The 25,866-nt window shown below is 43.4% G+C and carries 21 protein-coding genes; 6 read left to right on the top strand and 15 right to left on the bottom strand.

The window, feature by feature from the left end; genetic code table 11:
* Nucleotides 1-309: 309 nt before the first annotated feature.
* The 8 genes from AC5JPO_RS11970 to AC5JPO_RS11935 all read right to left on the bottom strand — a co-directional run bounded on the left by AC5JPO_RS11970 (nucleotide 310) and on the right by AC5JPO_RS11935 (nucleotide 12,088).
* Complete coding sequence (locus AC5JPO_RS11970) at nucleotides 310-2,670, bottom strand: heavy metal translocating P-type ATPase (protein ID WP_443525981.1); 2,361 nt, start codon at nucleotides 2,668-2,670, stop codon at nucleotides 310-312.
* Nucleotides 2,671-3,011: 341 nt separating this feature from the next.
* Nucleotides 3,012-3,236 carry a heavy-metal-associated domain-containing protein gene (locus AC5JPO_RS11965; protein WP_443525980.1) on the bottom strand — a complete coding sequence of 75 codons (225 nt, stop codon included), beginning with the start codon at nucleotides 3,234-3,236 and terminating at the stop codon, nucleotides 3,012-3,014.
* 263 nt (nucleotides 3,237-3,499) lie between these two features.
* On the bottom strand, nucleotides 3,500-3,754 hold the full coding sequence (locus AC5JPO_RS11960; protein ID WP_443525978.1) for a hypothetical protein: 255 nt from the start codon (nucleotides 3,752-3,754) through the stop codon (nucleotides 3,500-3,502).
* A gap of 26 nt (nucleotides 3,755-3,780) precedes the next feature.
* Entirely contained in the window at nucleotides 3,781-4,656 is an 876-nt protein-coding gene (gene kdsA, locus AC5JPO_RS11955; protein ID WP_443525977.1) for a 3-deoxy-8-phosphooctulonate synthase, read from the bottom strand.
* Nucleotides 4,657-4,918: 262 nt separating this feature from the next.
* Nucleotides 4,919-6,553 (bottom strand): CTP synthase, encoded by a 1,635-nt coding sequence (gene pyrG, locus AC5JPO_RS11950; RefSeq protein ID WP_443525975.1) that lies wholly within the window; start codon nucleotides 6,551-6,553, stop codon nucleotides 4,919-4,921.
* 207 nt (nucleotides 6,554-6,760) lie between these two features.
* Nucleotides 6,761-7,885 (bottom strand): porin, encoded by a 1,125-nt coding sequence (locus AC5JPO_RS11945; RefSeq protein WP_443525973.1) that lies wholly within the window; start codon nucleotides 7,883-7,885, stop codon nucleotides 6,761-6,763.
* Between the two features lie 303 nt (nucleotides 7,886-8,188).
* A complete protein-coding gene (locus tag AC5JPO_RS11940) occupies nucleotides 8,189-9,298 on the bottom strand; it encodes a porin (protein WP_443525972.1) in 1,110 nt (369 codons plus the stop codon).
* Between the two features lie 591 nt (nucleotides 9,299-9,889).
* Nucleotides 9,890-12,088: a malate synthase G gene (locus tag AC5JPO_RS11935; protein ID WP_443525970.1), complete on the bottom strand. Its 2,199-nt coding sequence runs from the start codon at nucleotides 12,086-12,088 to the stop codon at nucleotides 9,890-9,892.
* 580 nt (nucleotides 12,089-12,668) lie between these two features.
* On the opposite strand from AC5JPO_RS11935, the gene AC5JPO_RS11930 reads away from it, so the two are divergent.
* Nucleotides 12,669-13,475 carry a MiaE family protein gene (locus AC5JPO_RS11930; protein WP_443525968.1) on the top strand — a complete coding sequence of 269 codons (807 nt, stop codon included), beginning with the start codon at nucleotides 12,669-12,671 and terminating at the stop codon, nucleotides 13,473-13,475.
* Nucleotides 13,476-13,676: 201 nt separating this feature from the next.
* Here AC5JPO_RS11930 and AC5JPO_RS11925 read toward each other — a convergent pair whose 3' ends face one another.
* From AC5JPO_RS11925 to mtgA, 6 genes are all read right to left on the bottom strand, one after another.
* Nucleotides 13,677-13,877 (bottom strand): hypothetical protein, encoded by a 201-nt coding sequence (locus AC5JPO_RS11925; protein WP_443525966.1) that lies wholly within the window; start codon nucleotides 13,875-13,877, stop codon nucleotides 13,677-13,679.
* 145 nt (nucleotides 13,878-14,022) lie between these two features.
* A complete protein-coding gene (locus AC5JPO_RS11920; RefSeq protein ID WP_443525965.1) occupies nucleotides 14,023-14,382 on the bottom strand; it encodes a hypothetical protein in 360 nt (119 codons plus the stop codon).
* A 106-nt stretch (nucleotides 14,383-14,488) separates the two neighbouring features.
* Nucleotides 14,489-14,737 (bottom strand): hypothetical protein, encoded by a 249-nt coding sequence (locus tag AC5JPO_RS11915; RefSeq protein WP_443525963.1) that lies wholly within the window; start codon nucleotides 14,735-14,737, stop codon nucleotides 14,489-14,491.
* 73 nt (nucleotides 14,738-14,810) lie between these two features.
* Nucleotides 14,811-14,981, bottom strand: coding sequence for a hypothetical protein (locus AC5JPO_RS11910; protein ID WP_319051273.1), 171 nt, complete (start codon nucleotides 14,979-14,981; stop codon nucleotides 14,811-14,813).
* 310 nt (nucleotides 14,982-15,291) lie between these two features.
* On the bottom strand, nucleotides 15,292-17,436 hold the full coding sequence (gene ppk1, locus AC5JPO_RS11905; RefSeq protein WP_443526059.1) for a polyphosphate kinase 1: 2,145 nt from the start codon (nucleotides 17,434-17,436) through the stop codon (nucleotides 15,292-15,294).
* 344 nt (nucleotides 17,437-17,780) lie between these two features.
* On the bottom strand, nucleotides 17,781-18,467 hold the full coding sequence (mtgA, locus tag AC5JPO_RS11900) for a monofunctional biosynthetic peptidoglycan transglycosylase (protein ID WP_443525961.1): 687 nt from the start codon (nucleotides 18,465-18,467) through the stop codon (nucleotides 17,781-17,783).
* Between the two features lie 327 nt (nucleotides 18,468-18,794).
* Here mtgA and AC5JPO_RS11895 point away from each other — a divergent pair, with 327 nt between their 5' ends.
* The 5 genes from AC5JPO_RS11895 (at nucleotide 18,795) to AC5JPO_RS11875 (ending at nucleotide 24,028) form a co-directional block, all read left to right on the top strand.
* Entirely contained in the window at nucleotides 18,795-19,154 is a 360-nt protein-coding gene (locus tag AC5JPO_RS11895) for a glutaredoxin family protein (RefSeq protein ID WP_443525959.1), read from the top strand.
* Between the two features lie 56 nt (nucleotides 19,155-19,210).
* Nucleotides 19,211-20,398: an alpha-hydroxy acid oxidase gene (locus tag AC5JPO_RS11890; RefSeq protein WP_443525957.1), complete on the top strand. Its 1,188-nt coding sequence runs from the start codon at nucleotides 19,211-19,213 to the stop codon at nucleotides 20,396-20,398.
* A gap of 184 nt (nucleotides 20,399-20,582) precedes the next feature.
* Nucleotides 20,583-21,722, top strand: a complete 1,140-nt coding sequence (locus AC5JPO_RS11885) for a rhomboid family intramembrane serine protease (RefSeq protein ID WP_443525955.1) — start codon at nucleotides 20,583-20,585, stop codon at nucleotides 21,720-21,722.
* A 156-nt stretch (nucleotides 21,723-21,878) separates the two neighbouring features.
* Complete coding sequence (locus tag AC5JPO_RS11880) at nucleotides 21,879-22,688, top strand: MipA/OmpV family protein (protein WP_443525954.1); 810 nt, start codon at nucleotides 21,879-21,881, stop codon at nucleotides 22,686-22,688.
* Between the two features lie 203 nt (nucleotides 22,689-22,891).
* Entirely contained in the window at nucleotides 22,892-24,028 is a 1,137-nt protein-coding gene (locus AC5JPO_RS11875; protein ID WP_443525952.1) for a hypothetical protein, read from the top strand.
* Between the two features lie 241 nt (nucleotides 24,029-24,269).
* Here AC5JPO_RS11875 and fumC read toward each other — a convergent pair whose 3' ends face one another.
* A complete protein-coding gene (fumC, locus tag AC5JPO_RS11870; protein WP_443525951.1) occupies nucleotides 24,270-25,673 on the bottom strand; it encodes a class II fumarate hydratase in 1,404 nt (467 codons plus the stop codon).
* Nucleotides 25,674-25,866 lie beyond the last annotated feature (193 nt).

Genomic DNA, 25,866 nt, shown 5'->3' with positions numbered 1-25,866 from the left:
GCCAAGTTTGTGAGATAAATAACGGCAACTAGAATACAAAAAAGATAAAGCAAAATATCATACAGCATATGCACCAAGAACACCCTAACCCTATATGTCATATAACTATACTGACATAGTAATGACAGGTTTTTTGAGCGCGTTAATGGTTGGCTATAGTGCTTGGCATCATAGCATATATTTTACCAAACTTCCCTTATCTTACACTGACTTGCGGTCATAAATATAATCGGAGATAAGCATATCTACTATAATGTTTCGGTCTGTATTCATACAACCCTACAGCCAAGCCAACACTTTTACTTATGCTTATGTTTTTATTAAAGGGTCTTTGTCCGTAGGGAAAACGGGTACTACCTGCTCAAGCTCAACGGCTGTCTGAAAACGTGTCAACCGTAGTGCATTCATTAAGACAGAGATGGAGCTCATCGCCATAGCAGCGGCGGCAATCATTGGATTCAAAAACCCAAGTGCAGCAAGCGGAATACCAAGACAGTTATAAACAAAAGCAAAAAATAGATTCTGTTTGATATTGCGTAGTGTTGCTTGAGCGATTTTTTGCGCCGCATCGATATGCATGAGCGACTCACCCATCAATCGTGCAGAGGCGCTGTGCTGCGCCACGTCCGTCCCCTCGAACATAGCAAAGCTGGCATCAGCGGTCGCCATCGCTGGCGCATCGTTAACCCCATCTCCTGCCATGGCTACTTTATGACCAGCAGTTTGCAACCGTGCAATTTGGCTAGCCTTGTCACGTGGACTCATCTTGCCATAAGCGTTGTCGATGCCAAGCTGTCCTGCCACATGATCGACGACAGATTGCTTATCACCACTCATCAAAATCACATTGATACCCGCATCTTGTAGCGCAGTGATTGCCTGCGGCGTATCTGCTTTTAAGTCGTCAGCGAGAGCGAATGCCCCTAACGGCTTATCGTTAATACTGATTGCAACCGTACTGGCAATTTGCCAGACCTTTGGCATCAGTTTAGGTAACGTTAAGTTAGCAAACTCTGGCGTACCAATTTTTATCAGCCCAAGCCCTTCGATATTTGCCTGTATGCCAGCACCTTTTACAACACTGATGTCGGTCACATCGAATAGTGACAGCTGACGGGCTTTGGCTGTATTGACTAACGCTGTCGCTAATGGATGACTGGCATGCGCCTCGACACTGGCAGCGATCTGCAACACATCATCAACAGCAAGCGATCGATCTACCATGACATGATCGACGATAGTCGGTCTACCGATGGTCAATGTACCCGTTTTATCAAGTACCACTGTGTCAATATCGCCTGCAGCCTCTAAACTTTGCGCATCTTTAAACCATACGCCATGACGCGCAGCCACACCCATACCAGCCATGATAGCCGCTGGTGTGGCTAGACCCAGGGCACAAGGGCACGCAATGACCAATACCGATACTGCATGCATCAATGCAGTGTCAATCATGCCTGTTAGCCACCACGTGACTCCAAAAGTAATCAACGCAATAGCAACCACGATTGGAACAAATACTGCAGTCACTCGATCAGCAAGACGAGCTAAGTTGGCTTTTGAACCTTGGGCATCACTTAATGCTCTTACCATATCACCAAGTTTTGTGTCACTGCCCTTGGCACTAACGCGATAGAGCAAACTGCCATTCTCTACCAATGCACCTGCTAGCAACTCATCACCCTGCTCTTTTTTGAGCGCTACTGATTCACCCGTTAGATGACTCTCCACACACCAGCCACTACCGGATATCACGGTGCCGTCAGTAGCGACACGGCTGCCTTGCTTAGCACGTAGGACGTCATCTACTTGCACATCAGATAACCCAATATTATGAAATTCACCATTTGGCTGCTGCTGCTCTACTTCATCAGGTGTCAATGACAATAATAAATCAATACTGTTCAAACTGTGCTTCTTGGTACGTTCCTCAAGATATTTACCTGTACGGACAAAAGCGATGACCATAACGCCTGCTTCAAAATATACGGCTGGGCTATTACTCGCACCGTGTCCGCCCAGATGCCCACTTTGCAAAAGACTGTTTAAAGTACCATCGCCATGCGTGAGCCAAAGGTAAGTCGAATACGCCCATATGGTGACAGTACCAATAACTACCAGTACATCCATATTGGCAAGACCACCTTTGATCGATGCCCAAGCACTTTTGTAGAACGGTAGCGCAAAGCCAAACTGCACAATCGTTGCTAAGAGAAACTGAACCCAGATAGGTGGCATCCACGCCATGCCAATACCTGTCAGCATGCCTACCATACCAACCAAAAATGGTATCAGACAAATCCACAATCCAATTAAACGCCATGGATACTTAGTTGCCGTATCCTCATCTGTCTGTGCAAATAAGCTATCGCTGGCTTGTAGGTTGGCGACAAATCCCGTTTTGTTCACCCATTCTATCACTTGTTCAGGTGTCGTCTCAGCCGGATCGTAGTCTACATTGGCAGTCTCACCAGCAAAACTCACGCTCGCCTCGTAGACCGACGGTTTCTTGTTAAGCACCTTTTCAATTCGTGACGCGCAGGCCTGACACGTCATACCATCAATGGCTAATTGTAGATGGGCACGTTGCGGCGTGATCGGTGTGTTTGACTCCACATCAGTATCGACATCGTAAGGCTTTTTAGTGGCGGTATGGGCGTTCTTATTCATAGAAATAACTCGTCATAGCACCTATAACTACATAAGCGCCATCATACAATATCAGTGGATTAATAAAATATTCAAATAAAACAAGCACAGCAATAATAATTATAAACGTGCTGTTTAGGGTCTATTTCTATAACGCAAAGACATACAACAATAGTCTCAAACAGTACGTTGTAGACAGTCATTACTACCCAGCTACTCAAACAAAGCACTGTTATTCAATCAACGGCATTAAGCTAAAGAAATCTGAAACACAGCTTTAAGTTCAGAGATGCTCACCATTAAAAAACCAGCTAACATGCTAGTAATAACAGGTTAGCTGGTTGTTTGGGAAATAACATGATCTACGAGTTGGCAACTGCTGCTTCAAATCCAGCATCACTGATAGCTGAGGCAATAGTCTCTGCGCTGGTTTTGCTATCATCAAAGGTGACCGTGGCTAAGCTGTCAGCCAAATCAACTGTGATGATATCTAAACCGTCAATGTCAGCGGTAGCCGCATGTACACTTGCCACACAGCCGCCACAAGTCATACCATCAATTTGAATAATACGTGTTTGGTCTGCCATATTAGGCTCCTTATTTTTATAAATAAAAATGGCTAATAGTGAAAATGACTCTAATCGTTGTCTCTCGACTATTTATTCTCGATACCTATCTTTAGAGACACTATCAGGTCTTTAGACACACTATCAGAGTGGTGTTGAATAAGCATAAACTTTATCATTTTCACTAACAAGACTGTTTGGTTGTTACTTTATTACTGACACGATATTTCATTACTAAACAGGCAAGGACTAACCGTGCATTTAAGCAAAATGATGCACACAAACTAGTCGTGATGGTGTGGGTTCTGCGGTGCCTCAATAGGGAATGGCTGCGTCACATAGTCCACCATGCTGATTGCCGCTGTTAGAGCATGGATACTGGTATCCGTATCATCATAGCTCACTATGCCGACGTCATGAGCAGGATCAAGATCTATCTTGATCACGCCTGAGATATTTTTGAGCGCTGTCATTACGCTATCTAGACCTTGCTCATCATTTATATTTTCGATACTGACTTTCGCCATTTGAATTGCCATGGTACAACCCTCCTATTATTTCGATATCAATGAGTATCCAAGACATCAAAACCTTTTACCAAGTCATCAATTTGCTTGAGCTGGCGTAAGAACGGCTCTAGTTGGCTCATACGCAGCGCACAGGGTCCATCACACTTTGCAGTTTCTGGATTTGGATGCGCCTCCAAAAACAGCCCTGCCAATCCTGTCGCCATACCCGCACGGGCAAGCGTTGTAATCTGCTCACGGCGACCACCTGCGCTATCACTACGCGCACCTGGCTGCTGCAAACTGTGCGTCACATCAAAGAATACGGGGATATCCATCTGCTTCATGGTATCAAAACCAAGCATGTCAACGACTAGGTTATTATAACCAAAGGCACTACCACGCTCACATAGTATGAGCTTATCATTACCACCCTCTAAGCACTTATTGACGATATGGCGCATCTCATGCGGCGCCAAGAATTGTGCCTTTTTGATATTGATAATCGCATCTGTCTTTGCCATCGCATGGACTAAGTCCGTCTGACGTGATAAAAAAGCTGGCAGCTGAATGATATCAGCGACCTCAGAGACTGGTGCGGCCTGATGCGGTTCATGCACATCGGTAATGATGGGTACTTGGAACTTTTCTTTTATTTGACCTAACCAATCAATTCCTTGCTCAAGTCCAGGGCCTCGGTACGAGTGCAGGCTTGAGCGGTTGGCTTTGTCAAAGCTCGCTTTGAACACATAGCCGATACCTAGACGCTTGCAGATATCTACATACTGCTCTGCAATCTCGAACGCAAGCTCTTTAGACTCTAAGACGTTCATACCACCAAACAATACAAAAGGCTGGTCGTTACCAATGTTAATCGTACTGCCAGTAGGCGTGCTCAGTGCGATGTGTGATTGTGCTGTCAATAAATTTTCCATAAAGTCATTACCTCTTATATTGTTATTAATATACTTATCCCATATTGTAACCGATAGCCCAATTAAAAAAAGTATGTAAGCGTAATTAGCCATTATCGATAGAGAGTATTTTAAGACCGCTATTAGACAATCAAATTTATGAACTGTCATTGCGTGTCATTAAGCAAAGAAAACTTAACAAAAACACTGAGCAAAAAAAAGACCGATCCGAAGATCAGTCTTTTTAAGAATAACGATTTTGCTTTACACTACGTGCCAAGCACTATTTAGCTTCGCTATGGTTTTTTGCCGCTTTTACAAAACTATTGAACAATGGATGACCACCGCGTGGTGAGCTGGTGAACTCAGGATGGAACTGCACAGCGACAAACCATGGATGCTCACTAATCTCAACAGACTCTACTAGATGCTGCTTTGCAGAGTAACCAGAGATCGTCATTCCTGATTGCTCTAATGGCTCGATATAGCGATTATTCATCTCATAGCGATGGCGATGACGCTCAGTGATGTTATTAGCGCCATATATCTGGGCAAGCTTACTACCAGGCACAAGCTCTGCTTGCTGTGCGCCTAGACGCATGGTACCGCCAAGGTCTGAGTCATCACTACGAATCTGTAGCTCGCCGCGCTCATCTAACCATTCGGTGATAAGCCCAATGATTGGCTCAGCTGTCTTACGATCAAACTCAGAAGAGTTAGCGTCGATACTCAGTACGTTGCGGGCGTATTCAATGACAGCCAGTTGCATACCAAGACAAATACCTAAATACGGTACATTGTTTTCGCGAGCATAAGTGATGGCTTTTATTTTACCCATCGTACCGCGCTCGCCAAAGCCGCCTGGTACCAAGATGGCATTGGCATCATTAAGACGGGCAAATAACTGCTCATCACTTTCTAAGAGCTCAGCATCGATATAGTCGATCTTGACATCTACTTTGTGAGTGATACCTGCATGCAATAAGGCTTCATTGATAGACTTATAGGCATCCGGAAGCTCAACATACTTACCAACCATAGCTACCGTCAATGTACCTTCAGGATTTAGCTGTGCTTCGACAACCTTGTCCCAATCGCTCAAATCAGCTTCAGGCACATCCAAACCAAAACGCTCACAGATAAGATCATCTAGGTCTTGCTCGTGTAGCGTACGCGGTATTTGATAGATACTTTGTGCATCTTCACACATAATAACCGCGCGCTCTTCAACGTTAGTAAATAGCGCAATCTTGCGGCGGTTATCTTGAGAGATATGATGATCAGAGCGACAGATTAGGATATCAGGCTGTAGACCAATAGAGCGTAGCTCTTTTACTGAATGCTGTGTTGGCTTGGTTTTTGTTTCACCTGCGCTAGCAATATACGGCACTAGAGTAAGATGCATTAGCATGGCGCGATTGCGCCCCAGCTCTACTTGCATCTGACGTACGGCTTCCATAAAGGGAAGTGATTCGATATCACCAACCGTACCGCCAATCTCGATGATAGCGATATCATACCCTTCGCCACTAGCCAGAATTTTGCTCTTAATCTCGTCAGTGATATGCGGGATAACCTGTACAGTACCGCCTAAGTACTCACCGCGGCGCTCTTTATTTAGAACGTTTTGATAAATACGACCACTGGTGAAGTTATTACTCTTACTCATTTTTGAATGACGTAAAAAGCGCTCGTAATAACCCAAATCCAAATCCGTCTCTGCCCCATCTTCGGTAACGAAGACTTCACCATGCTGGAACGGACTCATCGTACCTGGATCGACGTTGATATACGGATCCATTTTGGTCATCGTGACGGTCACGCCACGTGCTTCTAATACCGCTGCAAGAGAGGCTGCGGTGATACCTTTTCCTAGTGAGGACACTACCCCACCGGTCACGAATATAAACTTGGTCATAGTACTCTGTCGGTAATTGGTAAAGAAGGATTTTACTAAAAATACACCATAAAATATAGGGCAAAAATGCAAACTGTCTGAAACTCTTATTTTTTTGTATAGGTAACAAACATTTTTCTATTATTAAAACGCCATACAACAAAAAAACCCACCCCGAAGGATGAGTTTTTCGATATTTACCGTAGTAGCTATACTAGAGTAGCTATACTAGAATTTGTATTCTAAGCCGCCACCGATAGCGAATACATCTGCATCACCGCGCGCAGCAACTTCAGCAACCGTATCGTCATCATAATTTCTGACTACTAGGAGACCATTGTCTAGATCTGCAGAGTTTTGCCCGATATAGGCATGAGCAATAATGTTGTCTTTAAACATATATTTGCCACCCAGTACAATCTGGTCTGAATCATTACCATCGAGACCCGCTAAGTTTTCGGTCTTGTCATACTGTAGATAAATAGAGGCAGGACGTGCAAAATTGGTCAGGCCCATCTCAGCACTGACAACCAATCCTTTCTCTTCTTCGTCTTGCTGATCAAAATCTACTTGCTGATATAGCGCGCCTAGTGTCACTGGATAAGCCATATATTTGCTCAAATCGATACTAGTAGTACCGCGAAGAATTTCGCCACCATCTGAGACAGACATGTCTTTGTCATAAGCCACACCAGCTGTAAAACCAGCACCTGGGTCAAACATCAAAGACGCACCAAAACCGCTGTCACGGTCATCGTTGTCAGAGACAAATGATTCGTCAGCACCATACTGTAAAGATAGCTCTAGCGGTAAACCATTGTATTTCGGTGCAATCCATACGATAGAATTGTTGATACGGCCACCATCAGTAAGGGTCAATGCTTCGCTCAATGTCCCTTCATCAAGAGAGCTTGAGCCGATGTTGTCCCAATAGCCTTGGTTCACGGTGACGTTGTTGATGTAGTCAGAGACTGAGTAGTTACGACCAAAGCGGAACTGACCATAGTTTTTGTTTTTTAGACCGAGATAAGTATCACGGCTTTTGAAGCCAATATTACTACTACCGCTGTCATCAATGCTAATGCCATACTCTAGTTGGTAAATCACATCAGTATTGGCGGTGATGGCTTCAGACCCTTTGAACCCTATACGTGAAGAATGTGAATTGACCTGCACCGAACTATTATCTTCGTTGACGTTGATAGTATCACCAGGTAGATCCATAGACTGACGGTCAAGTTCAGCATTGACATAATTAGCAGTCACGAATGCTTTACCATAGACAGTTGGCGCTGCCTGAGCGGCAGAAACTGATAGCGTTGCAATTGCCGAGGCTAAAAGTAATTTTTTCAAAGGGTATCTCCACTTTACGATTTGAGTGATAAATTGGCTAAGATTGGCTGATACATATAATGGTTGGGTGACTACCCTATAGAACATTTATATATATGAGCTAGAAGCATTACTTAGACACAACTTTACCAACCAAATATTACAGTAAGGTGAAAAAACCAAAATTTACACAAATGTTATTATTAATTTTACGGATTCTGTTATTTAAGACACGCTGTTGTTTAAAACACACTACTGATTATGGAACAAAAAAAACTCACCCCGAAGGATGAGTTTTTATATGCTATCTATTTACGTGTGATACTAGAATAAGTACTCTAGACCAGCACCGATAGCGAATACATCAGCATCGCCACGTGCAGCAATCGTGTCACCAACTTGATCAGTCTCAGCATCTCTTACAATGAATAGACCATTGTCTAGGTCAGCTGAGTTTTGACCGATATAAGCATGAGCAATCATGTTGTCTTTGAAAGAGTACGTGCCACCCAATACAACTTGGTCTGAGTCATTGCCGTTAAGGCCACTCAAGTTTTCAGTTTTGTTGTACTGAAGGTATACAGTTGCTGGACGAGCAAAGTTAGCAAGACCCATTTCAGCACTTAAGATTAAACCGTCTTCTTCGTCTAAACCATCATAATCAGCTTGCTGATATAAAGCACCCAATTTTACTGGATAAGCAACATACTTGCTCAAATCAAGAGTCGCACTACCACGTAAGATCTCACCATCGATACTCATATCGTCATCTAGTGCGATACCAGCAGTGAAGCCGTTACCTGGGTTGTACATCAATGATGCACCATAGCCATTGTTGCGATCATCGCTATCATCAACAAAACTCTCATCAGCGCCATACTGTAGTGCTAGCTCTAATGGTAGGTTATTGTATTTAGGAGCCATCCATACGATAGAGTTGTTTACACGGCCGCCATCAGTTAGTGTCAAAGCTTCAGCCACATCACCACTACTTAGTGAACTTACACCGATATTATCCCAGTAACCTTCAGTAACAGTTACGTTGTTGATGTAATCAGATACTGAGTAGTTACGACCAAAACGGAACTGACCAAAGTCTTTGTTTACTAGACCAAGATAAGTGTCACGGCTTTTGAAAGCGATGTTGTCTTCGCCAGTATCATCAATCTTGATGCCATACTCTAACTGATAGATAACATCAGTGTTAGCAGTCATTGCTTCAGAACCTTTAAAACCAAGGCGTGAGATGTTTGAGTTGATTTGTACTGAATCGCTATCTGTACTGATGCTAGTATCGCCGTCCATAGATTCACGATCAAGTTCAGCATTTACGTAGTCAGTAGTAACGAATGCTTTACCATATAAGGTAGGTGCTGCTTGTGCGGCAGATACAGATAGGGCTGCGATTGCTGTAGCTAAAAGTAGTTTTTTCATGGGGTATCTCCACTTTACAATTGTAGTAATGAGCAAGCTATAAGTAGCTGGCGCCCATAATGGTATCGTCACAAATCCTCAAAGATATAATGTGTAACTGGCTACCGAGATTAGTCAGAAACAAGTGTGGCGAATTTCTATTACAGTAAGATAAAAAACCATGACTCACATGACTGGGATTAAACAACGTAACTGCCATGTAAACTTAATTTTTTATTGCTCCGTGCGTAACATCCGTTACCAAACTCATACTTCGAATACAAGCATAACAACTTTGACATAATTTGCAACATGTTTTTTTGCTTTTTCGATACATCCAGTATCGAATACATAACCACTATCAAACTTTGGCCACTCACAAAAAAAAGCCCTATCTACTCAATTAGATAGGGCTTTTATTGGTTAATATCATTACTAACAATGTTAATAAATACGGCTAAATCAACCGTAATACATGCTAATTATCGATAAATAATCAGCATCGATAGAAGGTCTATTGTCTTATTTTTGACATATTTGACAGTCACAAATAAGCAATATTGGCTTCTATACTTTGGGTATTAGAAGGTTTTGATATATCTAATTTGAAGCTTAAGCGTCTGCTTTTAGATCAAGACGTGCTTGATGCAATAGTGGCTCTGTATAACCACTAGGCTGCTCGCGACCTTTAAATACCAAATCACAAGCTGCTTTGAAGGCATAAGAGCTATCAAAGTTATCAGCCATTGTCTGATAATCACTATCGCCTGCATTTTGCTCATCAACGACTTTCGCCATGCGCTTCATGGTATCCATCACTTGCTGCTCGCTGACGACACCATGATGCAACCAATTGGCAATATGTTGACTAGAGATACGCAAGGTCGCGCGATCTTCCATTAGGCCGACATCATTAATGTCAGGTACTTTAGAGCAGCCAACGCCCTGATTTACCCAGCGTACCACATACCCCAAGATACCTTGAGCATTGTTTTCAAGCTCTTGCTGCTTCTCTTCATCAGTCCAATTGGTGTTCTTTGCCAATGGAATAGTCAAAATATCATCTAAGCTGGCGCGCTCACGTGATTTTAGGTTGTCTTGTACGTCGGCTACGCTGACTTGATGATAGTGGATGCTATGCAAGGTAGCACCTGTTGGTGATGGTACCCAAGCAGTGCTGGCACCAGACTTAGGATGAGCCGCCTTAGTCTCCATCATCTCTTTCATCTCATCAGGCTTCGCCCACATACCTTTACCAATCTGAGCATGTCCCTGTAGACCTGTTTCTAGACCGATATCCACATTCCATTGCTCGTAAGCTGGCTGCCATGCTTGCGATTTCATTTCACCTTTTGGTACAAATGGACCTGCATTCATACTGGTGTGCATCTCATCACCAGTACGATCTAGGAATCCTGTATTGATGAAGATAACGCGCTCTTTTGCTTGGCGAATGGCTTCTTTTAGGTTGACCGTCATACGGCGCTCTTCGTCCATGATACCGATTTTGAGCGTATTGCGCTCTAGACCCAGCAAGTCCTCTGACGCATCAAACAAATCGTTGGCCATCTTGACTTCTTCAGGGCCATGCATTTTTGGTTTAACAATATACATAGAGCCTTTACGTGAGTTTGATAGCTCGTTTTTGCCTTTGATGTCGTTAAGCGTTAATAATGGCGTGATTAGACCATCCATTAGGCCCTCAAACACTTGCTCCTGACCGTCGCCCAAATCAACTAAAATTGCAGGGTTTTGCATCAAATGACCAACATTACGGATTAACAGTAGCGAGCGACCTGGTAGGATTAGCTTGCCACCATCTGGTGTATTGTATTCACGGTCTGGGTTTTGTTTACGAGTACGTGTCTTGCCACCTTTTTCGAAGGTTTCTTGTAGATCGCTGTTCATCAGGCCGAGCCAGTTACGATAGACTTCAACTTTTTCTTCTGCATCTACAGCAGCAACTGAGTCTTCACAATCTTGAATCGCGGTCATGGCTGACTCAAGTAGCACATCTTTAATATTTGCTGGATCATCTTTGCCGACTGGATGACTGGCATCAATCTGAATCTCAGCATGCAAGCCGTTATTTTTTAGTAGCACGCCAGTAGGCTCGTCAGCTGCACCAACGAAACCGACAAATTTACTGGTGTCTTGTAGCGCGGTAGTGCTATCGCCTTGTACAACCTCAAGCTGACCATCGATAATCTTAAAGCCAGTCACATCGTTATACGACCCTGATGCTAATGCGAAATGTTCGTCCAAGAATGCCTTAGCATAGGCAACAACGGCTGCACCGCGAGTAGGATTATAGCTGCCTGTTGCTTCTTGACCATTTTCGTCACTGATTACATCGGTGCCGTACAACGCATCATATAAGCTGCCCCAACGCGCATTGGTCGCGTTAAGCGCGTAACGAGCATTACGTACTGGTACGACTAGCTGTGGTCCTGCAATATGAGCAATTTCATCATCGACGTTTTTTGTATCGACCGTAAAGTCATCATCCTCTGGTAACAAATAACCGATTTCTTTTAGGAATTCTTTATAAGCTGGATAATCAATCTCGCCCTCTTTAGCAGGGTTTTGCAAGTGCCACTCGTCAATCTGCGCTTGAATCATGTCTCGAGTCGCAAGCAGCGCTTTGTTACGTGGTGTGAATTCTTTAATAACCTTTTCAAAGCCCAACCAGTAACTGTCTGAGTCGACACCGACTTTTGGTAGCACTTCATTTTCAATAAAGTCATACAACTGCTGGTCGATGGCAAGAATACCTTTTTGAATACGATTGGCGTTAGAAGACTGGCCCATGTTGTTATCCTTATTTGTTTGTGAGGTGTGGTAATACTAAGTTGTAATGATCACTGTTGAAAAATACATGTTGCCAATGGCTATGTATATAAGTTAGCAATCAGCATACATACCAACATATAATGTATGTTCAATATCGTAGCAGGGATTTTCGACCATTTATAAAGAAAGACTGTATAAATCTTATATTTTGATACAGGATTAGCAGTTGCTATAATGCTCGCTACCCGCTACTAAATGACAATCAGTAGTAAGACACTATGCCTAAAAAGCAGAATATCATCCTACTATCAAATAATAAAATAAACAAGCAATCCTCATTTAGTAGATAAATATTGAGGTTGTATAATAATGATACCGTACAGAGCGCAAGCTATAGAGGCTATGGCTGCCCAACACAAACTTGTGAATGCTCAGTTTCATCTGAATAGTAAGTAGCCATTATTATGTAAAGTAGTGTTCAAATACCCTCTATCATTCAATACATAGACTGGTAGATAGAAGCTAATATCAATCGTGTTGCAAACGCTTGCCAACCAGTTGTCCTAAACCCACACTTATAAAAAAGTTCTTTTATACTATGACCATAAACCAGCCAGAACTCTCAACATTCATGCCGTCAGATACGATTAACAAATGCAAAGCTCATGATGATAGCTCTCAAGAAGCAGCTGAACACAGTATCTCTAAAGCAAATGTTTCCAAAACAGACGTTATCGCACAGGACTGTAACGAAATTGAGGAAGACAGTGTCGATATCGCGCATCTGCGCTCCCCTATCAAAGTAGATCTGTCTCCTGTTTATAGTTTTTTGGGCGCGCGCACCACACAAGCTTGGGTAGATGCTGCCCTTAATAACTTGCCACTGATCATTCAAGATCATGCCAACTGCGAAAAGAAGGCTGCGGGTACCGCGATGAACTTAATATTCCGTTATGAGTTCTCCTATGACTTGCAGCGTAAATTGGCACAGCTGATACGTGAAGAGATGCTGCACTACGAGCAAGTGCTAGGTATCATGAATGAGCGTGGTCAGGACTGGAAATATTTGAGTGCTGGTCGCTATGCTAAGGGTATGCTAAAGCACAAGCGCACTTATGAGCCAGCAGCGATGGTGGATGTATTGATCATTGGTGCATTTATTGAGGCGCGCTCTTGCGAACGTTTTGCGGCATTGGCCGAGGTTATCGATGATGAACGCCTAGCAAAGTACTACCGCTATTTACTAAAGTCAGAGAGCCGTCATTTCGAGGACTACCTTGTGCTGGCTCAATCGTTATCAGAAGATAATATCGATGAGCGAGTTGCGTTTTTCAAGGAAGTAGAAGCTGAGCTGATAGACAGTCCTGATGCCGAACTACGCTTCCATAGTGGCACGCCTGCCTAGAGATACCTATATAACCAATATCTTATCGCTGATGTCTGTTTACCACTATATGCAACAGACATAGAAAAAGGCACTGCAATTGCTAGAGTGATAGACTCTTTCAATTGCAGTGCCTTTTTTGTTTTTACTAATACTAAAGCTGATACTGGCTATTAGTACTTACTATTGGTGCTTAATGTAGAAATTATCATACATTGAGTACTATTTGTCATCTTCCATAAGCGAGCTGTCATATTGCTTATTGCTCTTAGCGACATTGTGCGGATCATGATCTCCAGCTGCCTTGTCTGCTGCTGCCGGATTTACTTTCTGTAGTGCGTCATCTGGCACGATACCGTTGTTGTCATCTGCATCTTTTAAACTATATTCATCGGTAGCATGCTCATCATGTGATTTGGTCATCGGTATCCCCTATTATTTTTATTTGTTGCCGAGTATATCTTCGGCTCAGTGCAGTTTTTCTTGATACGTTAAATACAGCCAATGGCGTTATGGACGCCATTTGTCTTCACTTGGTTCTGCTCAGTGCATCTAGTTCTCAATGCAACTAGTCTTTGTCATCAGGGTTCAAAGTGCGCGTTTGGGCATTATCAATGTTTGCATAGCGATTCATATTATTGATTTTATCGCTATCAGGCCCTTCACTACGGACAGTTTCTTCATTGATATTATCATCAAAACCATTACCTGGCTGATCACGGCGATCAGGCTGACGTGCTGGATTATCATTTTTGTTAACATGTTCAGACGCTACCACACCTTCTTCAAACGTATCAGTGCCTTTATTTTCGCTAACGTTTTCTTCTAATTCATCATGATTCTCGACTGTTTGCGAATCATTTAGTGTTTCATGAGTATCAGTTTCTGCTATTTTAGTTTTACCTAAAGCGGGATCTCTGGTTTCCATTGTCTTGTCCTTATTATAATTATCGTTTATGTCACTAAAATTTTAATGTACCATTTATAGCGATCTTACTATGCCATTTACGACGATTATCTATTTATAGCAATTATCAGTCGGCTTTTCTGCTTAAATCATGAGCATTCAACTCTGCAACGTTTTTGCCACCCGCCGGTAAGTTCTCTTCTTTACGTGGGTCAGCGTATATTTCGTCAGTCTCTTGAGAGTCTTGTTCAGGACCATCTATTTCTGGCTCGTGCTTGCGTCCTTCGTAACTGTCTTTAGGGTTATCTGATACTGTTGCTGCTGGGTCGTCCACAACCACTTTTTCTTCATTATTTTTCTGTCCTTGAATCGTCATGGTCTCTCCCTCGCACGATTATTATTTATTAGTTGCTAATTTGGTATTTTAATTTGAGTGCCAATATGGACTATTATTTATCAGTACGTAATGCATCATCAATAAAAGGTGTTTGCTCTTCTTCACTTAGCTGCTCGGGAGCATCAGTTTTACTACTGTCTTTTAGGTTCTTTTCTATTTCTTGACTGTTCACTTGATCAACCGCTTTTTTGATATCTGAGGTGTCATTGTCTGTAGTGCTCATAATATATTCCCTGTTCTTTATAGTTCGATTATTTTAGAAACTTTATGACACTATATAAGTGTATGAAGTACAAACAAATAAGTCTTCGATTACAGATCAGATAGCGTCACAATCGAGATTAATTATAAGTAGGACAACGTGTATTGCACCAGTGTACTGCCGTATCAATATGTGAATAAATGTGAGGTTACAAGACAGTTTGTAACTTTTTCAGTTGGTCAGCACAAAAAAACCAAGCACCAGTATTCACCAGTGCTTGGTTGGATAGCTAATTAAAGCGCTAGAAATCTGCTAAATGCATTTTGACAAATTAGTTAGACTCTTCAACACGGTTGATCAGTTTCAATAACTGCTCTTGTGCGACGTGAGGCTCTTCGCCTGCCACTGGTTGTCGCTGCTGCCATACACCTGTGCCATTCAGTGTCCATGCTTGTACATTGTCTTGTAAGTAATTGATCAACCCATCCTGATAAATCTGCTTAAACAGCTTTCTATTCTCAATCGGGAATGCGACCTCAACCCTATGGAACAAGTTACGATCCATCCAGTCGGCACTACCACAATACAGACGCTCATCACCGTCATTGTAGAAATAATAGATACGGGTATGCTCCAAAAACCGACCAATAACAGAGCGTACGGTGATGTTCTCAGACAGCCCTTTTACTTGCGGACGTAGACAGCACATAGACCGTAGTATCAGCTCGATTTTGACGCCTGCCTGCGACGCGTCATATAGTTTATCGATAAGACGACGCTCAGTCAGGGCGTTTGCCTTGATAATGATATGAGCGCGCTTGCCTGCTTTGGCATGAGCGATCTCATCATCGATAAAGCTCATCAGTTTGTCGTGCAAGGTAAACGGCGCATGTAGCAGTTTTTTGAGATTGGCAGGTTTACCCATACCTGTTAGCTCTTGAAAAATCTTATGTACGTCTTCTGAGATATCAGGGTCAGCACTGAACAAGCCATAATCCGTATAGACTTTAGCGTTAGCCGCATGATAGTTACCAGTTCCTAGATGTATATAGCGACGGATTCTATCTTCCTCACGGCGTACGATGAGCATGAGTTTGGCATGAGTCTTGTAGCCGACGATACCATAGACCACAACTGCCCCTGCCTCTTGCAAATAATTGGCAACAGCAATGTTAGAGGCTTCATCGAAACGGGCACGCAACTCGATAACAGCCGTCACTTCTTTGCCGTTGCGAGCAGCTGCAGCTAGCGCTTTGACAATTTCTGAATTGGTACCTGAACGATATAGTGTCTGCTTAATCGCCAACACTTTGGGGTCGCTCGCTGCTTGCCAAAGCAAGTTGATAATGGGCGAGAAGGCATGAAAAGGATGATGCACGAGCACATCGCTCTTACGCAGCGCAGCAAACATACTGGTCGACTTGTCTGACTTGTCCATCTCTCGGCGGAATGCTTTTGGCACGACATGAGTAAATGGCTGATAGCGCAGTGCAGGAAGATTAAAATCAAAAAGCAAACGCGTCAGATTGACAGGACCATTGACACGGTACAGCTGATTGTCATGCAACTCAAACTCATTGAGTAAATAATCGCTAATATGGGCAGGACAGTTTGTGGTCACCTCAAGACGAACCTTGTCACCAAAGCGGCGGTTTTCAAGCTCACCCTCTAGTGCTTTGGCAATGTCTTCAACGTCATCTGCCAAATCTAAATCGGCGTTGCGTGTGAGTCTGAACTGATGACAACCGGTCACGCTCATACCCGGGAACAACTCACCGATATGCTCATGAATGATGGCGGAGAGCATCACATGATGTTCTTTGCCGCCAGTCAGCTCATCAGGCAGACGAATGACACGCGGTAGACTGCGAGGTGCAGGTACAATCGCCAAGTTAATATCACGACCAAAGGCATCTTTGCCCTCTAGTGTCGCGATAAAGTTCAAGCTTTTATTAACCAAGCGCGGGAATGGGTGGGCAGGATCAATACTGATGGGGGTCAATACAGGCAATACTTGCTCAGTAAAATAACGCTTCATCCAAGCAGACTGCTCAGCATTCAGCTCATCTCGCTTTAGATAGCGAATATCTTCGAGCGCAAGTGCGGGCAAAATATCTTCATTAAGAATACGGTACTGCTCACTGATCGCAGCATGAGTAATAATGGATATCTCGTTTAGCACTTCGCTCGGACGCATACCGTGGGCGCTGGTTGATACATCACCGATATTGAGCTTTTGCATGATACCAGCGACACGAATCTCAAAGAACTCATCGAGGTTGGATGAAAAAATAATCAAAAAGAACAAACGCTCAAGCAACGGGTGGCGACTACTGGATGCCTGTGCCAACACACGTAGATGGAACTGTAATAGAGACAAATCTCGATTGATATAACTGCTGGGTGAATAGCTGCCATCTTCTGAGCGCTGCCACTCTATTTCGGCTAGTTCCTCACGATGACTGCTTACACTCATGTCTTGATTTGTATTTGCGCCCGTATCTTCGCTGTGATGATTGACATCAATCATCTCGCTCGCATCACCACTACCCTGATTGTTGTTTGTCTCTACCACGTTGTTACTCCTTTTGCGTTATCGATACGCCATCATCTTATGTCTATCTAAAATCATCTCGCCCGTAATACGACTTAACCAATGGCTTTTTCAAAGATTATCAGCTGTTGTTGTATTTTTGACCGATATTTCTTTTATTTTTCGTCACCCTTACTGCTTTACTCTGCCTACGATGGATTTACACTGCTATATAAACGACTGTAACGACTGTCCGGTTAATACGGTTGTTTATTCCTAATTTACTTCTAAGACGCTTGCGGCAATGCAGCGTTTTTCATTCGCTTCTTGATAATTGCCTGTTTATTGCGCAGACGTCTGTCCCCTTGGTTGTCCTCGTAATACTTTGGGTTAGTGAGCATGGCAATCAGTAGCGCTGACTCATCTCGATTCAGATTGGCGGCTGACTTATCAAAATAATGATGCGCCGCCGCGTCGATACCATAGATGCCGTTGCCGAACTCTGCCACATTGAGATAAGCGGTCATAATACGCTGCTTATCCCATAGCGTTTCAATCATGATGGTGATGACAGCCTCTTCCGCTTTACGGACATAGGAGCGATGCGAGGTCAAAAATAGGTTTTTTGCCAGTTGCTGCGTAATGGTTGAGCCACCAGCAGACGTCGTGCCAGTCTCTTCGTTTTTCTTTTGTGCCGCCTTGATACCTTTTATATCAAAGCCATTGTGCTGACTGAACGTCGAGTCCTCACTCACGATTGCCGCTTGCTTGGCAGACTTGGCAATAGCATCATACTCAGCCCATGTCTGCGTCACCGTGCCACCCGTGAGACGATGAGTCAGCATAAACATGCTGTTATTGATCGGCTGAGTTTTCCAGATTAATAACAGCCCAGCGACCAAGACATGAAAGGCGACGAGTAATAACATGATTGCCAATAACAGTCGTTTGATAAATGTGCCAAAACTTGTCATGTGCGATATCCGAGTGATTAAAAAAGTAATAAATGAACGCTCTATTGATGACCAAGAAACAGCGACGAGCCCATCGTCACCAATCTACTCTTTGCTCTTAGTCATTAGCAGTCAGCTATTGGTCTTCAATAATGACCAATAGCAGGTCATCTTACCTAATCTCACAATCGCTGTCATTATTTACCCCACTTCTTTATGATGTAATAATCACTGGGGTATTTTAAATTTTAGCTCAGCGCGTACTACTAGCAGGTACTGTCAGCGCTTGCTATCAGCACGTACTAAGAGTAGGCGCCTTTTAACCAGTATTAAGATAAGAGAATAACCATGTCCGACAATAACAATTCTCATAATAGCTCACACAACAGCTCGCATAACGACTCACATAATAGTATAGAAATATTACGAGCGCGTGTTATTGCAGAGTACCCTAGCCTTGGAACTGCTGAAAACAGTCATAAATGGTGGCTACTGGGCACCTCTGGTTGTCATTTATGTGATATCGCTGAGCAAATAATCTTACAGTTTCAGGCCGTACAACCAATCACTTACCACAATGTCGATATTGCAGACTTTGATGAGGCACTTATGATGGATTTTGCCACAACTATTCCCGTCATTTTGACGCCATCTAGACGATTAAACTATCCGTTTTCGGTGATGGATTTACAGCAATTACTTGTTTGATAGCAGTCGTCTTATAGTAAAGACACCGTATTACGATGATAGAGTGGTGAGAAACGATGCAAGATTTAAAGAAGGTAACCGAAATCGAAGATTTACGCCGTGTCGCCGAGCGTAAAGTACCTCGTATGTTCTATGATTATGTGGATTCCGGCTCATGGACTGAGACGACTTATCGTAGTAACGAGACTGACTTTGATCGTATCAAGCTGCGCCAACGGGTGCTGGTCGATATGGACAATCGCAGTCTAGCGACACAAATGATTGGCGAGTCCGTCAATATGCCCGTTGCCATCGCTCCGACTGGGTTCACTGGTATGATGTGGGCAGATGGCGAGATTCATGCTGCGCGTGCCGCCGAAAAATTTGGCGTGCCCTTCTCGCTCTCCACCATGAGTATTTGCTCTATCGAAGATGTCGCCAGTCATACCAGTGCGCCGTTTTGGTTTCAGCTCTATGTCATGCGTGATCAAGACTACGTGGCCAATCTAATCCGGCGAGCAAAAGAAGCCAATTGTTCGGCACTGATTCTTACAGCGGACCTGCAAGTGCTCGGACAACGTCATAAAGACATTAAAAACGGGCTATCTGCACCGCCCAAACCCACATTAACCAATATCATGAATCTCATGACCAAACCGCAGTGGTGTATGAATATGCTAGGTACCAAACGTCGCACGTTTGGTAACATCGTGGGACATGCTAAGGGTGTCGAAGACTTGTCCTCTCTGAGCGCTTGGACAGAAGAGCAGTTTGATCCACGCTTGAGCTGGGATGATGTGGCGCGTATCAAAGACATGTGGGGCGGCAAGCTCATCATCAAAGGTATCATGGAGCCTGAAGATGCCATCATGGCCGCTCGTAGTGGCGCGGACGCCCTAGTCGTCTCAAACCATGGCGGGCGTCAATTGGATGGTGCATTGTCTTCTATCTCTGCCCTCGCAGACATCGTACAGGCAGTACAAGCCGAAAACAGCGATATCGAGATCTGGCTAGACAGTGGTATCCGCTCTGGGCAAGATGTGCTAAAAGCCATTGCATTAGGTGCGAAAGGCACAATGATCGGACGCTCCTTCCTTTATGGACTGGGCGCTTATGGTGAAGATGGTGTACGCCGTGCTCTCGAGATCATCTATAAAGAATGTGATATCTCAATGGCATTCTGCGGTCATACGGATATCAATAAAGTAATGGACGATATCTTGGTAAAAGGCACTTATGAGAATCTCAAAATTGGTCAATTTTAGAGCTATCCATTTTTAAGAACTTCCGATCTCTAAGAACTGTCTCTTCTTAAGAGCTAGCTAGTTTTAAGAGCTATCAGCCATTAAAGCTATATAAACTTGTGCCATGATGACTTGCGGATACATAACATTATTTGCGCATACCCTTTATACTATATATACAATATTTTGATGATATCTCGCGTTTATGACCATTTTGCAATTATTAAAAACAGCCCCTATCACTACCTTGCTATTAGCCAGCTTTATTGGGCTGTTTGTCTTGCAGATAGTGACAGGGGTCGATGCCAACAACCCATCGACTGAAGCATTGCTCTCATGGGGTGCCAACGCCCTACCTTTTACGATGAGTGACGAGCCCTGGCGATTGGTCAGCAGTGCGTTTTTGCATATTGGTCTCATGCATCTGCTATTTAACGGCTTTGCCATGTATTTCTTTGGACAGATTGCCGAGCCTATGTTTGGCTCAGCCAAGTTTTTGGCGTTGTTTTTGTTGGCGGCTATCGGTGGTAATTTGCTCAATAACTATGTCACATGGCAGGGTATTATAGACGGTACAGGACAACCTGGCATATCAGCTGGTGCCTCTGGCGGTATTATGGGTATTGGGGCGGCATTATTAATCGCGGCACTATTTAAGATATTGGTCAATGGTATGGTGCTGAACCTTAAGAGCTTGGTATTTATCATGGGTATCAACCTTGTTTACGGTTTTGCCGTACCAGGTATTGATAATGCTGGTCACATTGGTGGCGCGATTACCGGACTGGTCATTGCCTTAGCTTTTGTGATTGGTTATCGTCAGCGAGTGGCTGTCGCACTGCAAAACGCAGCGTTTCAGCAGCAGCGCAATGCTAACCCTTATCAAACCACCCATCATTATGGGAAGCAAGATAGCGATCAGTACAACAGTAAGTACAATTCACAATATAATGATCAACTCAATAATCAGGATAGTCATGACAGCAATGATGATGCCCATTTACCTCCCCTAGATACTGATTTTAACAATCAAAATGCTGGTTTGGATAGCCGTCAACCTACACTAGACCGATATGATTCCGAGATAGACAGCTATAATAGTAATACGCGAGATATACGTAGCAATGACATGAATCACAGCACAGTTAGGCATACCGCGTCACCTGACCACCCAGATCACAATAATATTACTCAGCCCACAGCCCCACCCAAAGAACCTATAAAGCCTGCAATCATTTGGCAACTACTGCCTTGGCTTGTGATGCTACTGATCAGCATCGGATTTGTCTGGTGGTGGCAAGATATTCATGAGCAGTTACTACAAGTACTAAAATCCATTGAGTAAATGCTCATACTTAACTATCATTGCTATATAGCTCTCACGCATAGCCTACTTATTTAGATTATTGCTTTTTTATTGACGCTTTTTTACTGACGTTTTCGAGCACGTTTTATCTGATGCTATTACCCAGTTATCTATACTCACTCACGAGACCCAATTATGTCAAAACTTGCAGCGCTACCTCATATCTCGACACGCACTATGCTTAGCGCGTTGACTGCTACTGCGCTATTTAGCGTAGCAAGCCTCTCTAACGCCGCACTGTTCAAAAACCTACCTGCTGATCAAGACGCTGAGCTGAGCGTTGGGGTCAATGTGATGGCAGTCAACTCATCCTATGATCTAGAAGACAGCACGGAAGTACGTGTGCTGCCCGGTATCTTTTATGACAATAATAAGTTCTACGCGCGCGGTGCCCAAGCTGGCGCGTACTTAGTCAATGATGGTACCAATGAGCTGTCTATCTATGCGCAGCCATCGGGCAATAGCTTTGATCCTGACGACGCCAATGGTGACTTGCAAGGTCTCGATGAGCGCAAACTCTCAGCAGCTGCTGGTCTGAGCTATCTGCGCCGCACCCCTATTGGCGGTATACGTGCTCAGTTTGACACTGATGTGTTGGACCGTAGTGGCGGTAACTCTGGTCGTTTGACCTACCTTGCTAGAATCAGCAAAGGCAAGCTCACCGTCTATCCAAGCATTGGCTTTGAGTATCACGATGCTGACTATAACGAATACTACTATGGCGTCAGTGAAGAAGAGTCAGCAGAAACGGGCGTTGCCGCTTATAAATCAAACTCAAGCTTGAATCCGTATGTCAGCGTGAGTGCTAACTATGACTTCAGTGATAAATGGGCGGGATTTGCCAATCAAAGTGTGAGCTATGTACCCAATGAGCAGTACGATAGCCCAATGGTCGACTCACGTACTGAAGCGGCAACGACACTTGGTCTGCTTTATAAGTTTTAATTGAGATTTGATGTTTGATGTGGAGAAGGCTGAGCGGTTTGCTCGGCCTTTTTCTGGTTTAGAATGAGCTAAATTAGAAGGTGTTATTTCGAGTACTCACAAGATATATGCAAACGAAAAATAACATCTGATAAGCAATGAGTTTTATTGATAATAGATAAAATGACTTATGATTCAATCATATTTAAACTGGAATATGAAAAATGCAGCAACTACCTTTATATCGTCGTGATAAAACGCTGTGGCAACAGCTCGCCTACTCACCGTCAACGTTCATGTCTGATGATGGTTACGACGTCAGTTATGATAAGCAGGCAAAAGCGCGTTATGCCTTATTAATCGAGCTGCAATATGACTTACAAGCGCAGGATGAAGCGCTGGTCAGATATCTATTCACGCAAGATATTTTGAATCATCAGGAGGGTTCAATATGGGGTGTGAGTGATGCTCTTGTTTTAAATGCTTACTTGCTCGCCAGCTTTAAAAATCCAGACGACATCCCTTTGTTCTACAACGCTAAGCATTCAAATTTTGATGCCAGTTTTGTCATCGATAACGAGTTTATGTTTTATGCGTTAGAAGATAAAACAGGGAGATTCATCAAAAATAACTTCCCAGAGATTTATGATGATTTACAAGAATTATATTCTCAATACAGTTGTGCTAGTGCGTTAGAAGAATGGTGGACGCAACTATCGAGTAACTACCCCAAACAAGAGGCTGATGAGCACTTATATACTTTGTATCAGCGCCATTTATATTTAGATAACTACGAGCTCGCCAAAAAATATCTTGAAGCATGGAACGAGACGACCCCTGACTCGGTCAATAAACAGAATACCTTAAAGCATGCCTATACTGAATTAAAAGAATACTTAAAAGTCATCGAACTACTAAAAGAGGAGCTGGCAGCCAGTGACTCACATTGGGATAGCATTAGCTGCTATAGAGATTTATTGGACTTTTATATTAAAACAGAGCAATCAGAAAATGCCTCAAAAACAGTTGATTGTATCGATAAAGAATTAGAAGAATTTAGCGACTGGAAAAACGTAGGGTTGGGTCGTATGACTATCGAGAAAATTTTTGAATTTAGTTTATTGGCTGACAACACTGCGTTCGGTATCAAGGCTTTTAATATAGCGTACAAATGGTTAAGAAAAATTAAATACGACCTCTCATACGTTGGGCTCGATACTGCGCTAAAAGCTGCGAATAAGTACCACTTAACCATACAGGCAAATAAGTTAGAAAAATTGCTTATGGCCGTACAGTATAGAACTGAAAAAGACTTGATGCCAAAAAGCTGGCTCAAGCTGTTCTTAAGACGATTTTTCTAAATAAGAGGTTAAAAATAAAAACCTTAACATCCTTTAAATATTTGCAAATAAACTAGGATGCTTGCTATATGCACAGTACGTTAACTATAAAAAAAGACCTTGTCACACGACAAGGTCTTTTTGATTTCTAAGCTCTCAGTGGCACAAATACGATGCTGCTACCAGAAAGACGAGTGCAAATGGTACTTATCGTACATTAAGCGAGTCTGACGCCGTAGCAGGTCACTATTTGGTCTACTGCTTACTTAGGATGTACCATATCAGCAGGAATGACCCACTCATCAAATTGCGCTTCAGTTAATAGCTCTAGCTCAACCGCCACTTGCTTCAAGGTTTTGTTTTCTTTATACGCCGTTTTAGCGATTTTTGCTGCATTTTCATAGCCAACATGACGGTTCAATGACGTTACTAGCATCAATGAGTTGTGCAAGAAGTCATCAATTTTGTCTTTTACTGGCTCGATACCAACGGCACAGTTTTCGTTGAAGCTGTTGCAAGCATCACCAAGCAGTTTGATAGACTGCAACAAGTTAAACGCGATCACTGGCTTATAAACGTTTAGCTCGAAGTTACCTGATGCACCAGCCATGCTGATAGTTGTGTCGTTACCCATGACCTGAGCAACAACCATGGTCATTGCTTCCGACTGTGTTGGGTTTACTTTACCCGGCATAATAGAAGAGCCTGGCTCATTTTCAGGAATCGTCAACTCACCTAGACCACAACGAGGACCTGATGCCAACCAACGTACGTCGTTAGCGATTTTATTTAAACTGCCTGCTAGCGTTTTTAGAGCGCCTGACGCAAATACTTCGGCATCACGAGCGGCTAGCGCTTCAAATTTGTTTGGTGAAGTAACAAACGGTAAGCCAGTCAAGGTTGATAGCTGCTCAGCTGATTTTACTGCATAGTCAGGATGGGCGTTTAGACCAGTACCTACCGCAGTACCGCCTAGTGGCAATTCATATAGACCTTGTAGCGCATTGTCGATACGAGTTAACGCGTGGTCAAGTTGGCTCACATAGCCGCTGAACTCTTGGCCTAGGGTCAATGGCGTCGCGTCTTGCAAATGCGTACGACCGATTTTTACGATGCTATCGAATTCTTTGGCTTTTTTATCCAAAGTATCACGCAGTGCTTGTACCGCTGGGATCAACAAGCTATTGATCTGACGAGCAGCCGCCACACGAATCGCTGTTGGGAAGCTGTCGTTGGTAGACTGTGCATGGTTGACATGATCATTTGGGTGAATTGGCGTATAGCTGCCACGCTCAGAACCCGCGATTTCGTTGGCACGGTTGGCCAGTACTTCGTTCATGTTCATGTTTGACTGGGTGCCAGAACCTGTCTGCCATACGACGAGTGGGAACTGATCGACCAGACCACCATTGATGATTTCATCAGCGGCTTGTACGATGAGATCACGCTTGTCGCCTTCGATACGCTCTAGGCTTGCATTGGTAATCGCAGCGGCTTTTTTGACCAGTGCCATCGCTTCAATCATCGGACGCGGCAATGTTTCGCCGCCAATTTTGAAGTTTTCGCGGCTACGCTGGGTTTGCGCACCCCAATAAGCATCAGCTGGGACTTCTACGTTACCCATGGTGTCTTTTTCGGTACGAGTTGCCTGATTCTGTGTCGACATAACTACCCTCTTTACTGGTTTGTTGTTTTATGACTGCTCTAAAAAATGCAACATCTGCTGCACATAAAGGAGAATACGATATAAAGTGGCGTTATGATAGCATGACTAGGACGTGTTGAATATTCACAAATCGCCTCGGTCAACGCCTAAAAACGAATGTCTAAAAATGCCCTTTATCAATCTGATATCTCAT

The sequence above is a fragment of the Psychrobacter sp. H25 genome (genome assembly GCF_059076335.1).
The sequence above is the reverse complement of the archived record's forward strand: the minus strand, read 5'-3'. Positions and strand labels throughout refer to the sequence as shown.

Bases quoted from the DNA above. Each gene is read 5' to 3' on its own strand.
- AC5JPO_RS11895 (WP_443525959.1), top strand. From the start codon at position 18,795: ATGTCCGACAATAACAATTCTCATAATAGCTCACACAACAGCTCGCAT.
- fumC (WP_443525951.1), bottom strand. From the start codon at position 25,673: ATGTCGACACAGAATCAGGCAACTCGTACCGAAAAAGACACCATGGGT.
- ppk1 (WP_443526059.1), bottom strand. From the start codon at position 17,436: ATGAGTGTAAGCAGTCATCGTGAGGAACTAGCCGAAATAGAGTGGCAG.
- AC5JPO_RS11890 (WP_443525957.1), top strand. From the start codon at position 19,211: ATGCAAGATTTAAAGAAGGTAACCGAAATCGAAGATTTACGCCGTGTC.
- AC5JPO_RS11910 (WP_319051273.1), bottom strand. From the start codon at position 14,981: ATGAGCACTACAGACAATGACACCTCAGATATCAAAAAAGCGGTTGAT.
- AC5JPO_RS11915 (WP_443525963.1), bottom strand. From the start codon at position 14,737: ATGACGATTCAAGGACAGAAAAATAATGAAGAAAAAGTGGTTGTGGAC.
- AC5JPO_RS11960 (WP_443525978.1), bottom strand. From the start codon at position 3,754: ATGGCAATTCAAATGGCGAAAGTCAGTATCGAAAATATAAATGATGAG.
- kdsA (WP_443525977.1), bottom strand. From the start codon at position 4,656: ATGGAAAATTTATTGACAGCACAATCACACATCGCACTGAGCACGCCT.
- pyrG (WP_443525975.1), bottom strand. From the start codon at position 6,553: ATGACCAAGTTTATATTCGTGACCGGTGGGGTAGTGTCCTCACTAGGA.
- mtgA (WP_443525961.1), bottom strand. From the start codon at position 18,467: ATGACAAGTTTTGGCACATTTATCAAACGACTGTTATTGGCAATCATG.
- AC5JPO_RS11925 (WP_443525966.1), bottom strand. From the start codon at position 13,877: ATGACCAAATCACATGATGAGCATGCTACCGATGAATATAGTTTAAAA.
- AC5JPO_RS11880 (WP_443525954.1), top strand. From the start codon at position 21,879: ATGTCAAAACTTGCAGCGCTACCTCATATCTCGACACGCACTATGCTT.
- AC5JPO_RS11970 (WP_443525981.1), bottom strand. From the start codon at position 2,670: ATGAATAAGAACGCCCATACCGCCACTAAAAAGCCTTACGATGTCGAT.
- AC5JPO_RS11875 (WP_443525952.1), top strand. From the start codon at position 22,892: ATGCAGCAACTACCTTTATATCGTCGTGATAAAACGCTGTGGCAACAG.
- AC5JPO_RS11940 (WP_443525972.1), bottom strand. From the start codon at position 9,298: ATGAAAAAACTACTTTTAGCTACAGCAATCGCAGCCCTATCTGTATCT.
- AC5JPO_RS11930 (WP_443525968.1), top strand. From the start codon at position 12,669: ATGACCATAAACCAGCCAGAACTCTCAACATTCATGCCGTCAGATACG.
- AC5JPO_RS11935 (WP_443525970.1), bottom strand. From the start codon at position 12,088: ATGGGCCAGTCTTCTAACGCCAATCGTATTCAAAAAGGTATTCTTGCC.
- AC5JPO_RS11885 (WP_443525955.1), top strand. From the start codon at position 20,583: ATGACCATTTTGCAATTATTAAAAACAGCCCCTATCACTACCTTGCTA.
- AC5JPO_RS11965 (WP_443525980.1), bottom strand. From the start codon at position 3,236: ATGGCAGACCAAACACGTATTATTCAAATTGATGGTATGACTTGTGGC.
- AC5JPO_RS11920 (WP_443525965.1), bottom strand. From the start codon at position 14,382: ATGGAAACCAGAGATCCCGCTTTAGGTAAAACTAAAATAGCAGAAACT.